The organism is Wenzhouxiangella sp. YN9 (genome assembly GCF_056324165.1).
Genome location: NZ_JBJNIP010000081.1, coordinates 1 through 15386 on the forward strand (window position 1 = coordinate 1; position 15386 = coordinate 15386).

Annotated in this window: 12 protein-coding genes and 1 tRNA gene; 9 read left to right on the forward strand and 4 right to left on the reverse strand. The window is 62.5% G+C overall.

Going from position 1 to position 15386, the window contains the following annotated elements:
• Positions 1-363: 363 nt before the first annotated feature.
• Both ACEWQ0_RS05110 and ACEWQ0_RS05115 read left to right on the forward strand, forming a co-directional pair.
• Entirely contained in the window at positions 364-684 is a 321-nt protein-coding gene (locus tag ACEWQ0_RS05110; protein WP_476481309.1) for a HigA family addiction module antitoxin, read from the forward strand.
• A gap of 199 nt (positions 685-883) precedes the next feature.
• Positions 884-4084 (forward strand): DEAD/DEAH box helicase, encoded by a 3201-nt coding sequence (locus ACEWQ0_RS05115; protein ID WP_476484722.1) that lies wholly within the window; start codon positions 884-886, stop codon positions 4082-4084.
• An 85-nt stretch (positions 4085-4169) separates the two neighbouring features.
• On the opposite strand, the gene ACEWQ0_RS05120 is transcribed toward ACEWQ0_RS05115, so the two are convergent.
• From ACEWQ0_RS05120 to ACEWQ0_RS05135, 4 genes are all read right to left on the reverse strand, one after another.
• Positions 4170-4358 carry a hypothetical protein gene (locus ACEWQ0_RS05120; protein ID WP_476481307.1) on the reverse strand — a complete coding sequence of 63 codons (189 nt, stop codon included), beginning with the start codon at positions 4356-4358 and terminating at the stop codon, positions 4170-4172.
• 128 nt (positions 4359-4486) lie between these two features.
• Positions 4487-5497: a hypothetical protein gene (locus tag ACEWQ0_RS05125; protein WP_476484723.1), complete on the reverse strand. Its 1011-nt coding sequence runs from the start codon at positions 5495-5497 to the stop codon at positions 4487-4489.
• 153 nt (positions 5498-5650) lie between these two features.
• Positions 5651-6364, reverse strand: coding sequence for an SDR family NAD(P)-dependent oxidoreductase (locus ACEWQ0_RS05130; protein WP_476484724.1), 714 nt, complete (start codon positions 6362-6364; stop codon positions 5651-5653).
• A 6-nt stretch (positions 6365-6370) separates the two neighbouring features.
• Positions 6371-8737 carry a S9 family peptidase gene (locus tag ACEWQ0_RS05135; RefSeq protein WP_476484725.1) on the reverse strand — a complete coding sequence of 789 codons (2367 nt, stop codon included), beginning with the start codon at positions 8735-8737 and terminating at the stop codon, positions 6371-6373.
• A gap of 134 nt (positions 8738-8871) precedes the next feature.
• Between ACEWQ0_RS05135 and ACEWQ0_RS05140 the strand changes: the two genes are divergently transcribed.
• From ACEWQ0_RS05140 to rbfA, 7 genes are all read left to right on the forward strand, one after another.
• Positions 8872-9468, forward strand: coding sequence for a DedA family protein (locus ACEWQ0_RS05140; protein ID WP_476481303.1), 597 nt, complete (start codon positions 8872-8874; stop codon positions 9466-9468).
• Positions 9468-10163: a glycosyltransferase family 2 protein gene (locus tag ACEWQ0_RS05145; RefSeq protein WP_476481302.1), complete on the forward strand. Its 696-nt coding sequence runs from the start codon at positions 9468-9470 to the stop codon at positions 10161-10163. The genes ACEWQ0_RS05140 and ACEWQ0_RS05145 overlap by 1 nt, the downstream gene beginning before the upstream one ends.
• 73 nt (positions 10164-10236) lie before the next feature.
• Positions 10237-10313: transfer RNA gene (locus ACEWQ0_RS05150), tRNA-Met, on the forward strand.
• 61 nt (positions 10314-10374) lie between these two features.
• On the forward strand, positions 10375-10857 hold the full coding sequence (gene rimP, locus ACEWQ0_RS05155) for a ribosome maturation factor RimP (RefSeq protein WP_476481301.1): 483 nt from the start codon (positions 10375-10377) through the stop codon (positions 10855-10857).
• 35 nt (positions 10858-10892) lie between these two features.
• The gene (gene nusA, locus ACEWQ0_RS05160) at positions 10893-12401 is read left to right on the forward strand and encodes a transcription termination factor NusA (RefSeq protein ID WP_476481300.1); all 1509 of its coding nucleotides are present in this window, start codon (positions 10893-10895) and stop codon (positions 12399-12401) included.
• Between the two features lie 20 nt (positions 12402-12421).
• Positions 12422-14992, forward strand: a complete 2571-nt coding sequence (gene infB / locus ACEWQ0_RS05165; protein WP_476481299.1) for a translation initiation factor IF-2 — start codon at positions 12422-12424, stop codon at positions 14990-14992.
• 13 nt (positions 14993-15005) lie between these two features.
• Positions 15006-15356 carry a 30S ribosome-binding factor RbfA gene (gene rbfA / locus ACEWQ0_RS05170; protein ID WP_476481298.1) on the forward strand — a complete coding sequence of 117 codons (351 nt, stop codon included), beginning with the start codon at positions 15006-15008 and terminating at the stop codon, positions 15354-15356.
• Positions 15357-15386 lie beyond the last annotated feature (30 nt).

Here is a 15386-nt window from a genome sequence, read left to right on the forward strand (position 1 = left end):
CCGGGCTCCTCGTCGCTGACTAACTGACTGCGTGGATAGGTCATGTCTCTATTCTGGCGCCGGGAGAGACGCCCGCCAATCCGGAGACTGTCCCGGTGAGCTGTAGGAGATTTCCTATAGATCATGGGTGTCCTGATTCTGTCTCCTGTAGGAGATTTCCTATAGATCATGGGTGTCCTGATTCTGTCTCCAATCCGGAGACTGTCCCGGTGAGCTGTAGGAGATTTCCTATAGATCATGGGTGTCCTGATTCTGTCTCCTGAGTACGATTGCGGTGTGCTCGGTCGCGAAACGCCTTGGGCTACGGAACCTGGCGCCGTCTCGCGACGGTCGGGTCATGAATAGTCCGGGCTAAGTGAGGTGATGATTAGGGGTATTCCTAATATCGTCGGTATGCAGCGTAAGTCGACTCATCCTGGTGAAATGTTGAGAGAAGATTTCTTGCCGGACTATGGCCTGACTGTTACGGGATTGGCTGAGTCTCTGGGCGTCTCTCGCCAGTCAGTGAATGAATTACTCCGCGAGCGCCGTGCTGTCAGTCCCGAAATGGCGCTTCGGTTTGCTCGTTTGTTTGGCAACTCTCCGGAATTCTGGTTGAATGCGCAGCGATCTGTTGATCTTTGGTCGGCAGTCCGGTCAGTCAGGAAAGAGGTAGATCGGATCAAGCCGCTACATGCTGCATGACCAGGCCATGCACCGGATGCCAAGACCTCTGCTTTGCCCCGGCTTTGCCGCCGGTGGTGGGCATTATGCGCCTTGATAACCGTACCCGAGTCGGAGAAAGGGCTGCGGCCAGGCTGGGGTCAACAGGCGCCAAGCTCTGACAATGACTGCCAACGCACGCTAAACTATCGCAGCATTTTCCCAGCCGATACGGCCTTCTATGATTCACCCCCACCAGCTTTCGTCCGCCTGGCTGTCGAGCGAGACAGATCCGGGTTCCTGGCGCCGTGGTAATCGCTACTTTGCCGAGGGTCGCGCCGTCGTGTTGCAGCATGAGCGGCTTCCCGACGGTGGCATACGCCTGATCGGCAGTTGCCAGGGCACGGCATTCGAGCCGTACCGGCAATTGATCGAGATCGAGCGCCATGGTGGTGACGTGCTGCTGGATGGTGAGTGTTCCTGCCCGGTGGCGTTCAACTGCAAGCACGTGGTTGCTGTGGTCCTGACCTGGCAGGCACGATCGTCCCGCGAGCCGGTCAGCCGTGATGAAATTGCCGGATGGCTCGCAGATAGGCCAGATAGTGTCGATCCCGCGGAGCAATCGCGCGAGGCCTTGCTGTACGTGCTCGACGGCCAGCCGGGCCGCGGCGGCGAGATTGCGATCGATTTCCATATTTCGCGGCTAAAGAAGGATGGAACCTGGGGCAAGGGCCGGAGCGTCAACCCCTCGACGATCAGCAATTCCTGGACGCGGCCCGTCTATTTGCGCCCAGCCGACGAGGAGATTCTGTCGCTGATCCGCGCCAGCGCACCGCAAGCCTGGGCGCGCGAATTTGCAGCGTCGGGGGCGGCCGGTCATCTGGCACTGATGAAAATTGCGGAGTCCGGCCGTGCGTTCTGGGGCCGGCATCGGCGCGGGCCGTTCCGGACCGGCGAGGCGCGCAGGCTCGACGTGGACTGGCGGCGCGAGGACAAGGGCAAGGACAAGGGCTACAGACTCGAGATGACCGTCGAGCACGGCGGCTTGCTGGCCCCGGTTGAGCCGCCGTGTTACGTCGATCCCGAGGCGCTCGTGATCGGAAGGGTGGAGCTGCCGCAGGGTCTCGACACCCAGACCCTGGACTGGCTCGGGGATGCGCCGGCCATTCCGGCCACCGAAGCGCAGCGCCTCAGCCGCCGACTGGCGCTGGCCATGCCGGCGTTGCCGACACCGGTCGAGGTGCACTACGAAGACATCGACCAGCCGCCATCGGGCTGCCTTCAGGTCGCGTTCGACCCGGCTGACCCCAAGCGGGGAGAGGCTGTGTTGAGCGTAGCCTATGGCGATCTGGTTGTGCCAATGGATCAGCCGGAGACGGTCATCGTGTCGGAATCGAACGACCGCCTGATCCGCGCCCATCGGGACACGGCGGCTGAAAGCCGGTTGCAGGAGACGCTGATCGAAAGCGGGCTGGCGCTCGTGGATACCGAGCGTTTCTGCATGGCCGGCGAGCTCGAGGGAACGGCGCTGCGGGATGCTTGGTTTGACTGGCTGCAACATCGTGCGCCCGAGCTGCGCAACGCCGGCTGGCGCATCGAAATGGCCGACGTCGACGGGTTCAGCTTAAGCGAATCCGACAGCATCGACGCCGCGGTCGAAGCGCAAGGCAACGACTGGTTCAGCCTGCGTTTCGACCTGGAGTTCGACGGCTGGATCATGCCGCTGTTGCCGCTGGTCAATCAGTTGCTGCACAACTACCGCCCCGGCGATCTGCCGGAATCACTCTACCTGGATACGGGTGACGGGCACTATGTGAGCGTGCCGGCAGAGCAGATCGAGCCGGTGCTCGAGACCATTCTCGACCTCTACGACCGGCTCGACGACGATGCGCTGAAACTGGCCCGGCCCGATGCGACGCGGCTTTTGGATCTCGAGGGCATTCCGGTGCGCGGGGCTACCAGCCTGAAGAAGCTGGCGCGCAAGTTGACCGACTTTTCCGGCCTGAAGAAGGTCAATCTGCCGACCACCTTCAAAGGCAAGCTGCGCGAATACCAACAGCACGGCCTCGACTGGTTGCAGTTCCTGCGCGAGCACGAAATGTCCGGCATTCTCGCCGACGACATGGGGCTGGGCAAGACAATCCAGACGCTGGCCCATCTGGCGGTGGAAAAGCGCGCCGGGCGCATGCGCCATCCCAGCCTGATCGTTGCGCCGACCAGCCTGATGGGAAACTGGCAGCGCGAAGCGGCACTGTTCACGCCGGGGCTCGAGGTGGCGGTTTTGCACGGGCCCGGGCGAACCGCCTATTTCGACCGTCTGGGCGAATTCAACCTGGTGCTGACCACCTATCCACTGCTGCCGCGCGACCGCGCGGTCTTGCTCGAACAGCCATGGCACTACCTGATTCTGGACGAAGCCCAGCAGATCAAGAACCCGGCCGCCCAGGCCGCGCAAGTGGCGCGCAAGCTCAATTGCCGGCATCGGCTGTGCCTGACCGGCACGCCGATGGAAAACCATCTGGGCGAGCTGTGGGCGCAGTTCGATTTCCTGATGCCGGGTTTTCTGGGCGACCGCCCAAGCTTCAATCGAACCTACCGCACGCCCATCGAAAAACACAATGACCGCCAGCGCCTCGAGCGCCTCAATCGGCGCATCGCCCCGTTTCTGTTGCGCCGGACCAAAGACCTCGTGGCCGCTGAACTGCCGCCCAAGACCGAGCTGCTGCGCCACGCCAGGCTCGACAGCAAGCAGGCCACGCTGTACGAGAGTATTCGGCTGACGATGGAGAAGAAGGTGCATCAAGCAATCGCCTCCAGGGGTCTGGCCAAAAGCCACATCGTTGTGCTCGATGCGCTGCTGAAACTGCGCCAGGTTTGCTGCGACCCGCGCCTGCTTCCCAAAGGCACTCGCGGCGTTCGGGGCGTGCCGTCGGCCAAATTCAATCTGCTGTTCGAGTTGCTTCCCGAGCTGCTCGAAGAAGGGCGCCGGGTGCTGCTGTTTTCGCAGTTCACGACGATGCTCGGTCTGATCGAACGCGAGCTCGGCAAGCGTGGCCTGACCTACACCAAGCTGACCGGCCAGACGCGCAAGCGGGATGCCGCCATTCAACGCTTTCGCGATGGGGAGGTCAATCTGTTTCTGGTCAGCCTCAAGGCCGGCGGCGTGGGCCTGAATCTGGTCGAGGCTGACACCATCATTCACTACGATCCGTGGTGGAATCCCGCCGTCGAGCACCAGGCCACCGACCGCGCCCACCGGATCGGCCAGGACAAACCCGTGTTCGTCTACAAGCTGGTCGCCGAAGGCACCGTTGAAGAAAAGATCCTGACGTTGCAAGAGCACAAGCAACAATTGGCACAGAGCGTCTACGGCAAAGGCCGTGAACAAGACCAGCCGCCGATTGACGAAGAAACCATCCAGGCGCTATTGGCCGGCGACTGAGTCAACTGCCGGTGCGGGATTTGAATTGCGAATGGCCCGGGGCAGTATCTGGAGTCGTTCGGAAAGCAGGACTTGCTGGAAGTGCTCAGAAGCGAATCATGACGCGACTCGCGCGGGAAGAGAACGGCAGGCCTTCGAGTCGCTCGACCCGAGTGCGCTGCGACAGCCCGAACTCGCCGAATCGCAGCGGCTCGTGCTGTCGACCCCGCGTGCCACGCTGGAGTACATTCGATTCGCCCAGTGAAGTCAGCCGCTTTTTCCGCGGCCGGCGCAAGATTGGCTTCCGGGGCGAGAGCCGGCTTCTCAAGATAAAAAAGCCCCGCAACCAGTCGTTGCGGGGCAGTTCGCTTTGTTGTTGTGCGCAGGGTGTGGCCCCGCGGGTACATCACTTGTTCTTCTTGCTCAGGTTTGCTCGGGCTGTGGCGTGCCGCCTTGGGGCGGTTCGTCGCCCGCCTCGGGCCGGGTGCCTTTTTCGCGGTCCCAGTCGAGCGCCTTGTCCTTGATTTTGCCGAACTTCTTGGTGACCTTGCTCAGGCGCGCGTCCCATTCGGGGGTGGGCTGCTGGCCTTCGGTGACGTTGAAGTAGACCTGCATCAGGGCGGTCATGCCGATGGGTTCTATGACGGCCTGTTTGATGCCCCAGGCAAAGACCAGGGCGATGATCAGGGTTAGGATGCCAGCAGCACCCGGGAACAGGGAAACCAAGGCAGCGACCGGCAGCAGCACGACCAGGAAGACGATGAAGGTCATGGCCCAGATGAACAAGGCCAGCCAGAAAGCGTTTTTCAGGAAGGTCTTGTAGTTCTGCGCGTAGAGAATCAGCGCCGTCTGGCTCGAGCGCCACGGGTTGTCGGCGCGGGTGCGCATGTTGTGGGCAAGAATCACTTCGTCGAGGTAGGTCAGCGACAGGTTGATGATGGTGTTGACGAACTTCACCACGCCCTGCACGCCGGGGATCGGCAAAAACGAAGTGATGGTGAAAAACGCCCGATTGAAGGCCTTGAGCACGGCCTTGATGAGCTGATCGATGCCGAACAGTACTGATGATTCCGCGAAGCGCTCGCGCACGATGCTCTGGGCGTAGTCGATCTGACCCTTGCCGCCGGGCAGCTCCTTGCCTTCGAGCAGCTCGACCAGCACGGCGATGTGGCCGGCCTTGACCAGGTAGAGCAGATACTCGCGCAGGAAGTAGATGATCGTTGCGGTGATGCCGAAACCGACGAGACCGCCCCAGACGCTGAACGCGCCGGGATTGTCGCCGATATGGCCAATAAAATATCCGACCCCCGCGCCCACGCCGGTGACCAGTACGTAGGCCAGCGTGATCCCGAAGTAAATCAGGAAGCGAAACACCAGAAACGGCAGTGTCCTGGCCATCAGGCCCAGCACTTCGCCGATCTTGAAATCCATCATTGCAGAATCCCTCTTTCAGCCGGGTTGGTTTCTGCCTGATAGTACGGGAAAACGACGGAAATTGTGCCAGGCGGTCGAATGGATCTGCTGGCGGGATGGGTTGTGCGGCCCCGGCTCGCCACGTTGCGGTGGCCGGGGCCGCAGAGGGCAGGCTTACAGATGGCGCAGGTCGACGAAATCACCTGACTCGTGGTTTTCCTTCAGCTGGTCCAGCAGGTCGAGGATGTGATCGGCCGCTTCTCTGGGCTTGGGCATGTTGTCGGTGCCGCGCGCCTCTCTGAGTTTCTGTACCGAGGGGAATTCCTCGCTGTCGACCTCGCCACAGAGGTAGTCCTGCATGCCGGTGTCGACCAGTCCGGGTGCCAGACTGATCAGATGCGTGTCGGGCATCTCGGCGGCGTAGAGCTTGATCAGGTTGTTGAGCGCGGCCTTGGAAATCGAGTAGCCACCCCAGCCGTAGTTCATGTTGACGGCGGCACCGGAGGAAACCGCGACGATCTGATCGATGGGTATCTGGCGCTCGATGAGCCAGTCGAGAATCACCTTGTTGGCCCACACGTTGACGCGCATGATGTGCTCGAGGTCGTGCACGTCGGTAAGCGCGATTTCCTGAATACGACCCAGCATGCCGGCGTTGAGAATCACCAGGTCCAGCCTGAGGCAGTCGGAGAGCAGGCGCTCGAGGCCTTCTTCGAGGTTATTGAGGTTGCTGATGTCCTGCTTGCGGTCGCGGATGCCGTCGTCCTGGTGCTCGGCCAGCGGGCAGCCCTGCCGGCTCATGCCCCAGACAATGGCGTCGCGCTCGAGCAGCGCCTCGCTCAGACCCAGGCCGAGGCCGCCGCTGTTGCCCGTAATGAACACATTCATTGTCTTTTATTTCCTCCCGATAGTGGTTTCGAACAGGTTCAGGATACGCCAGTATTCATCGCGCCAGCTGTCGGCCCGGGTGAATCCGTGGCCTTCCATCGGATAGGAGGCCATTTCCCAGTGGTTTTTTTCCAGCTCGATCAGGCGCTGCGCCAGGCGCACGGCATCCTGGTAGAAAACGTTGGAGTCGAGCATGCCATGGGCGATCAGCAGGTGGCCTTGCAGGCCCTCGGCGAACTCGATCGGTGAGCTGCGCGCATAGGCTTCCGGATCGATCTCCGGGGTGTTGAGAATGTTGGAAGTGTAGAAGTGGTTGTAGTGTGCCCAGTCGGTCACCGGTCGCAGCGCTGCGCCGGCCTGGAATCTTTCGGGTGCATTGAACATGGCCATGAATGCCATGAATCCGCCGTAGGAGCCACCGTAGACGCCGACGCGCTCGGGGTCGGCATTGTGGTTGTCGATCAGCCAGTCAACGCCGTCGATCAGGTCTTCGAGTTCGGGTGTGCCCATCTGGCGATAGATGGCGGTTCGCCAGTCGCGGCCGTAGCCGGCGCTGGCGCGGTAGTCCATGTCGAGCACGTGGTAGCCGCGCTCGGTGAGCAGGTTGTGGAACATCTGCTCGCGGAAGTAGTTGGGATAACGCTGCCAGGTGTTCTGCAGATAGCCGGCGCCGTGAACGAACATCACCACCGGATGCTTGTCGCCGCCGTGGGGCGGGTCGTTGCGCGCCGGGTAGAACTTGGACCAGACGGGCCGGTCGACATGGCTCGAGGGCACGGCAACGAGTTCGGGCTGCTGCCATTCGACGGCTTTGTAGTCGTCACTGCGCGTATCGGTCAGTGATTCGAGCTTGCCGGAGTCGAGGTCGACGACAGCTGCCTGCGGCGGCAGATAGGATGCGGAATAGCGCACCAGTACACGCTTGTTGTCTCCCGGCCGCACGGTGAAGGACTCGATACCGCGCTGCTCGGTGACGCGTTCCAGTTCGTCGTCGGCAAGGTTGAGGCGGTAGAGGTCGTATTCGGTGGGGTGTGATCGGTTCGAGAGCAGCAACACGTTCTCGCCGCCGGCGATGATGACCGGACTCAGGACTTCGAACTTGCCGCGGGTGCGCTGTCTTGCCGAGCCGCTGCGAGCACCGATGGTGTAGAAGTGGCTGAAACCGGACTCTTCCGACAGCAGCCAGAGCTCTTCGGAATCGGGCATCCAGCCGAACTCATTGAAAGTCCAGTTGATCCAGGCCTCGTCGCTGAGGCGGTGGCGGTGGTGCAGCGATGGCTCGTCGGCGGCGGCGTCAATCACCGCCAGCCAGCGGTCCTTGTTGTCGATAGCGCGCAGCTGGACGGCAGCCAGCCGGCCTTCGGCGTGCCATTCGATGCCGCTGATGCTCACGTCTCGCAGCTCGTCTTCGCCCAGAGGCTCGATGTCTTGCGCTTTCTTCAGTTCGGCCAGCGGGTCCTGATCGATCCCCGGCAGGCTCTCGAAGCTGAGCTCGTGCTTCTTCCGTGTCTTGAGGTCGAGCAGCCAGAGCTTGCTCGGTGCCGGTGCATTGCGACCCACCCGGGTGCGCACATCTTCGACATCGATATAGCCCGACTGGGTGACGTAGTGCGGCATCTGGCCGGTCTGGCCGTTGTTGTGGGCAGCCGGCTGAACGGCCAGCAGCAGCCAGCGTCCGTTGGGCGAAAGCGCTGAGGCACCCGGTTGCATGCTCTCACCCAGGTACCAGGGCGCGACCGATCGGCTGGGGTCCTCGCTGGCCGCCTGCTCGGTTTCGTCGCGCGCTTCCTGCCTGGTGTCCAGCTGGTCACGCAGGCTCTGAAACAGGCGAAGCTGCATCTGCGCGAGCTCATCCTCGGGCTCGGTGTCGGGCTCGTCTTCAAAGCGCAGGTCGGCTGCCGGCCAGCCCAGACGCCGGTTCAGGTCGTAAGTCCACCATTGGTTGCCGCGCCGGAAAACGATGCGCTGGCCGTCGGCGTCGAAGGCAGGCTGGGCATCGGCCTCGGTGCTGCGGGTCAGCTGCAGCAGTTCGGCTGTTCTGGGCAGGCGCGCAAACAGGTTGCCGTTGCGTACGAAAACCACGCGGCCGGTCGCGCGATGGAAAACCGGGTTGGCGCCGTCCATTCGCGCCTGTGCGGCGTGGTCGAGGATGCGGTCCTCGCCGCTGGCAAGGTCAATCCTGTGGATGTCGTGCAGTTCGCTGTCGGCGCGCGCAACGCGATAGTGAATCGCCTGGCCGTCGAGCTGCCACCAGGCTTGTTCGACCGCCGGGCCAATCCACTGCGGGTCGGCCATGATCTGCTTCAGTGCGGGCGTCTGGGCCAGTGCGGAACCGGCCAAAAGCAGCAGAGCTGCCGGAATCAGTCGTTTCATTCTATTCACAGGGTCTGTTGGATCCAGCTTTCGGATTCTACACGCAAGAATTGATGCGCCGCGCTGCGGCCGTTTGGCTTGCAGGTACAATCCGCACTGAAGATGTAAGACGCATCAACGAACGGAGAGCGTGGATGGAAGAGGCGGCGGGGGTTTTTCAGCCGGTGCTGGGCTTTTTTGCGGCCTACCCTTATCTCATGCTGTTTGTCGGCCTGCTGCTGGTTGGCGAGGCAGTTCTTCTGCCGGCGCTGTACCTGGCCGGCACTGAAAGACTGGAGTGGCTGACGGTGCTGGCAGTGGCCGTGGCCGCCACGATGCTGTCGGATTTTGTCTGGTACATGCTCGGCCGCTGGTACCCCGAGTTTGCCCGCGAGCGAGTCCGGCGACGCCAGTCTCGCCGTTTGTTCCTGCGTCTCGAAGCGCTGTTCGTTCAGAACGGCGGTTGGTTGCTCTATCTTTCCAAGTTCGTCTACGGCACGCGGATCGCGGCACAGGTGCTCTCCGGAGTTTTCCGGATGCCGCCGGCACGCTGGCTGGTGATCAACCTCGCCGCGGTGGCCAGCATCACCCTGCTGCTGGCCGGGCTGGCTTTCGGCGTGGTCGATTCGGCCCAGCGCCTCGAAGATCTGATCGTCCATGTCGAACTGGCCTTTCTCGTTTTCGTGCTGCTGGCCGCGGCGGCGTATCTGATTGTGGGTGTGCTGGTGAGGAAGCAATGGTTTCGGTCGTGATGGCAGCCTACAACGAGGCGGCGACCGTGGGTTGCGTGGTTGCGGCTGTGGTCAGTCATCCGCAGCTCTGCGAGGTGATTGTCGTTGACGACGGCTCCAGCGATGCGACCGCCCGGCGCGCCCGGGCCGCGGGTGCCAGCGTGATCGAGCTGCCGGCCAACGGCGGCAAGGCGGCTGCGCTCGAGGCGGGAGTGGCGCGCGCGCGCAGCGAGATTCTGCTGTTTCTCGACGCCGACGTGACCGGCCTGACTCACGCCGACATTTCGCGGCTCATTGCGCCGGTGGCCGCCGGAAAGGTGGACATGCACGTCGGTCTGCGTGCTCGGCGAACGCTGTGGCTCAACCGGCTGTTGCACGTCTTTCCGATCATCGGCGGTGAGCGTGCCGTCCAGCGGCGGATCTGGCAGCTGGTGCCGGCGCGGCACAAGCGCGGTTTTCGCATCGAGGTGGCGCTGAACTACACCGCCAAGCGCTTCGGGCGGGGCATGAGTTTCGAACTGATCAGCGGGCTTCGGCACCGCACCAAGGAACACAAGTTCGGCTGGTGGCGCGGGCTGCTGCGGCGCCTGCACATGGTCGGGCAGGTCACGGCCGTCGCCTTTTCGCTCTACATCGTGGCCGCACTTCGTGATACGCTTGCGCGCCCTCGAGGTCGTCAGGCGGACGATCGTCAGACGGAAGATCGAGGAGGCTGACATTTTTCAAGGCTTTTTTCGGGGATCGGGCTTGCATTCGAATGCACTCGATTCTATAATGATCAACTTCGATTGCGGGGTGGAGCAGTCTGGCAGCTCGTCGGGCTCATAACCCGAAGGTCGCAGGTTCGAATCCTGCCCCCGCTACCAGGTTTTCAGATGAAGAAAAAAGCCCCTGGTCCAAGGGGCTTTTTTTGTTGGAGAAGCCGACGTGGCAGTGAGCGACAAGCTGGAAGCTATGCTGGCGCCGCTGGTCGCCGACCTCGGCTACGAGTTCGTCGGCATCGAGTACCAGTCCAACCCCAAGAATCGGTTGATCCGGCTGTATATCGATCGACCGGAAATCGGTGTCGGCATCGACGACTGCGAGCACGTCAGCCGAGAGGTTTCGGCCCTGCTTGACGTTGAAGACCCGCTCAGCGGCCAGTACACGCTGGAAGTGTCTTCGCCCGGTATCGAACGACCGCTGTTTACCGGCGCCCAGTTCGCCCGCTTTACCGGCCAGATGGCAAAAGTGAGGTTGGCTGCACCCGTTGAGGGGCGGCGCAGATTCAAGGGCGTGATCGTCAGCGCCGACGACGACCAGGTGACGCTGGAAGTCGACGGCGAACGGCATACGCTCACCGTTGCCGACATTCAGCGCGCCAGCCTGGCGCCTGATGTCGACGCACTGCTGGCCGCGAAGCGGCAATAGGAACGAATTCGTAGTGAATTTTGCGGAACTTGGCAATGATGGATAAGGGCAAGGAAATCCTGCAGGTGGTCGAGGCCGTCTCCAACGAGAAGGGTCTGTCACACGAGACGATCTTCGAGGCCATCGAGGCCGCGCTGGCGTCAGCCGCGCGCCGTCGTCACCCCGAAGATATCGAAGTGCGCGTCGCCATCGATCGCCGCACCGGCGGCTACGAGGCATTTCGCCGCTGGGAAGTGATTTCCGATGACGAGGAAGAGGCAGAGCTGGAGTCCGAGGATCGTCAGATCCGTCTGACCGAGGCGCGCGAATACGATGCCGATCTGGATGTGGGCGACGCGATTGAAGAGCCGATGGAGCCGCCGGAATTCGGGCGCATTGCCGCGCAGGCCGCCAAGCAGGTGATCGTCCAGCGCGTGCGCCAGGCCGAGCGCGCCCAGGTGGTCGAGGCCTTCGAAGAGCGCGTGGGCGAACTCATCAGCGGTCAGATCAAGCGCATGGAAAAGGGCGGCATCATGCTCGATCTGGGAGAGAATGCCGAAGCTTTCATTCCGTCGCGCCACACCATTCCCGGAGAGACGGCCCGCATCAATGATCGCGTGCGTGGCTATTTGTACGAGGTGCGTTCGGAAGTGCGCGGGCCGCAGCTTTTTGTCAGCCGCACGATGAACGAGTTCCTGATCGAGCTGTTCAAGCTCGAAGTGCCCGAGATTGGCCAGGAGTTGCTCGAGCTCAAGGGCGCCGCCCGCGACGCCGGCCGCCGCGCCAAGATCGCCGTGCATGCCCTCGATGACCGCACCGACCCCATCGGTGCCTGTGTGGGCATGCGTGGCTCGCGCGTTCAGGCGGTATCCAATGAACTCGCCGGCGAGCGTATCGACATCATCCTGTGGGATGAAAACCCCGCCCAGTTCGTGATCAATGCGATGGCGCCGGCGGAAGTGCATTCGATCGTGGTTCACGAAGACACCCACAGCATGGATATTGCCGTCGAGGAAGACAGCCTGTCACAGGCGATCGGCCGCGGCGGACAGAACGTCCGGCTTGCTTCCGAGCTGACCGGCTGGGACCTGAACGTGATGACGGTCGAGGAAGCCGAGCACAAGAGCGAGACGGAAGCACGCACCATTCTCGAGATGTTCAAGACCAAACTGGATGTCGACGAGGAGGTGGCAAGCATTCTGGTGCAGGAAGGCTTCACCAATATCGATGAAGTGGCCTATGTGCCGGAAAGCGAGCTGCTTGCAATCGAGGAGTTCGACGAGAACGTCGTCTCTGAACTGCGCCAGCGCGCGCGCGATGCCCTGTTGACGCAGATGATCGCCTCCGAGGAACAGCTCGAAGAGCACAAGCCGGAGCAGGATCTGCTTGATCTGGAAGGCATGACCGACACCATTGCCTACCGGCTGGCGGAAAAGGGCATCCGGACGCGTGACGATCTGGCCGAGTGCTCGGTCGACGAGCTCGACGGGATCGAGAGTCTGGAGCCCGAGCTCGCCGCCGATCTGATCATGAAGGCACGCGCGCACTGGTTTGCCGAGGAATAAAAGAGGTTCGAGGAATACACATGTCTCAGGTCACTGTTTCGCAGCTTGCTGATGTATTGGGCGTTGATGTCAAACGCCTGATCACTCAGCTCAATGAAGCCGGCATCGAGGTCAAGGACGCCGAGGCCGAGGTGACCAATGAAGACAAGATCAAGTTGCTGACCCACCTGCGCTCGAGCCACGGCAAGAGCGAAGGTGATGATGCCACCCAGCCGACCCGGGTCACGCTGACGCGCAAGAGCGTGAGTGAGCTCAAGGTGCCTACCGGCGGCGCGGGTCGAACCCGGTCGCGCGGTGCGGCACCGTCAAGGACGGTCAACGTGGAAGTGCGCAAGCGCCGCACGTACGTCAAGCGTGGCGACATCTCCGAGCAGGAGCAGGGCGACCCCGAGCGCGAGGCCGCGGCCAAGGCGCTGGAAGAAGCCCGGCGCCAGCGGGAAGAAGCCGAGCAGGCTGAACGCGAAGAAGCCGAGCGTCGCCAGCGCGAGGCCGCGGAACAGGCGCGGCTCGACGAGGAGGAGCGCAAGAAGCGCGAGGCCGAGGAAGAAGAGCGGCTCAAGGAGGAGGCGCGTCAGCGCGCCGAAGCCGAAGCGCTCAAGAAAGTCGAGGAAAAAGTGGCGCGCCAGGCCAGACAGAAGGAGGCCGAGCGCCAGGCAGCCAAGGGCAAGGGCGATGCGCCCACGCGCTACGGCCGTGAAGAGCTGCGCATTGCGCCCAAGTCCAAGCGCCGCAAGCCCAAGCGCAAGGGCGGCGCTCGCGCCGCACGTGTTGCCAGCACGGTCAGTGGTGAACACGGTTTCCAGAAGCCGACCGCTCCGGTCAAGCGCGAGATCGAAGTGCCCGAGACGATCACCGTCGGCGAGCTCGCCAAGTTGATGGCGGTCAAGGCTGGCGAGCTGATCAAGGTGCTGATGAACATGGGCACGATGGTCACGATCAACCAGCCGCTTGATCAGGACACCGCGATTCTGGTGGTCGAGGAAATGGGGCATACGGCCAAGGCAGCCGAGGAACAGGATATCGAACAGCAGCTGGTGGCCGAGGAAGACGAAGTCGTCGATGACGCTGATCGGGTTTCGCGGCCCCCGGTGGTCACCGTGATGGGCCATGTGGACCACGGCAAGACCTCACTGCTTGACTACATTCGTCGTGCCAAGGTGGCCTCCGGAGAAGAGGGCGGCATTACTCAGCATATCGGCGCCTATCACGTTGAAACCGATGACGGCGTCGTCACCTTTCTGGATACGCCGGGTCACGCCGCGTTCACGGCCATGCGGGCGCGTGGTGCGCAGGCAACCGACATCGTCATTCTGGTGGTGGCCGCCGACGACGGCGTCATGCCACAGACCAAGGAAGCCATTCAACACGCCCGCGCTGCCGGCGTGCCGCTGATCGTCGCCGTCAACAAGATGGACAAGCCCGAGGCCGATCCCGATCGCGTCAAGTCCGAGCTGGCCGCCGAAGAAGTCGTTCCGGAAGACTGGGGTGGCGAAGAGATCTTCGTGCCGCTGTCGGCCATCACCGGCGACGGTATCGACAACCTGCTCGATGCAGTTCTGTTGCAGGCCGAGGTGCTGGAGCTCAAGGCCAATCCCGAGCGGCGCTGCCGGGGCGTGGTGGTGGAGTCTTCACTGGATCGCGGCCGCGGGCCGGTGGCCACCATCCTGGTACAGGACGGTACGCTCAGGCGTGGTGACACCATTCTGGCCGGAGAGGAATTCGGCCGCGTGCGGGCCATGTTCAACGAGGCCGGACAGCCCATCGACGAGGCCGGGCCCTCGATTCCAGCCGAGGTGCTGGGTCTTTCGGGCGTCCCCGACGCTGGCGATGATGTGCTCACCGTGGCCGACGAGAAGAAGGCGCGCGAGGCCGCTGACCAGCGCAAGCAGTCCGCCCGCGAAGGGCGGCTGGCCGAGAAACAGGCCGCCAAGCTGCAGAGCCTGTTCGATCAGATGGGTGAAAGTCCTGAAGAGCAGCAGGATGTCAATCTTGTGATCAAGGCCGATGTGCAGGGCTCGGTGGAGGCGCTACGTGACGCGCTGACGCGCCTGTCCAACCAGGAAGTCCGGGTCAACGTGATCGCCTCCGGCGTTGGCGGCATTACCGAATCCGATGCCAGCCTGGCCCAGGCTTCGAGCGCGATCATCATCGGTTTCAACGTGCGCGCAGATGCGGCCGCACGCAAGATCATCCAGGAAGCCGACCTGGACCTGAACTATTACAGCGTCATCTATGACGCGATCGACGATATCAAGAAGGCCATTTCCGGCCTGCTGGGTACCGATACCAAGGAGCAGATCATCGGCCTGGCCGAGGTCAAGGACGTGTTCCGCTCGTCCAAGCTGGGCGCAATTGCAGGCTGTCTGGTCGTCGAAGGCGTGGTCAAGCGAGCCAACCCGATCCGTGTGCTGCGCGACAACGTGGTCATTTTCGAAGGCGAGCTCGAGTCGCTGCGCCGTTTCAAGGACGACGTTGCTGAAGTTCAGGCCGGCACCGAGTGCGGTATTGGCGTCAAGCAGTACAACGACGTCAAGCCGGGCGACCAGATCGAGTGCTTCGAGCGTATTGAAGTACAGCGCACCCTGGACTGAGGCGGGCGCGGCGATGAATACGGCACCCCGCTCGGAACGCGTCGCCGGACTGCTGCGGCGCGAGCTCGCCGACTTGCTGCACAGCGAGTTCGAGTACGATATCCCGAGCGGGCTGATCAGCGTCACCGACGTCGAGGTCTCGCGCGATATCTCGCACGCGAAGATCTTCGTTGCCGTCCTCGAGGTCGAGCAGGCTCCGGAGATCGTGGAGTTTCTCAACGAGCACGTCGGCCAGGTTCGCCACCAGCTGGGCAAGCGCGTTCACCTGCGCCACACGCCCACGCTGAAGTTCATGCACGACACCTCGTCGGAAACCGGTGACCGCATCGAGCAGCTTCTGGCGTCGGCGAGGAAAAGATCCTGAAGTTTAATCGACTGACGGGAGCCGCCCGGC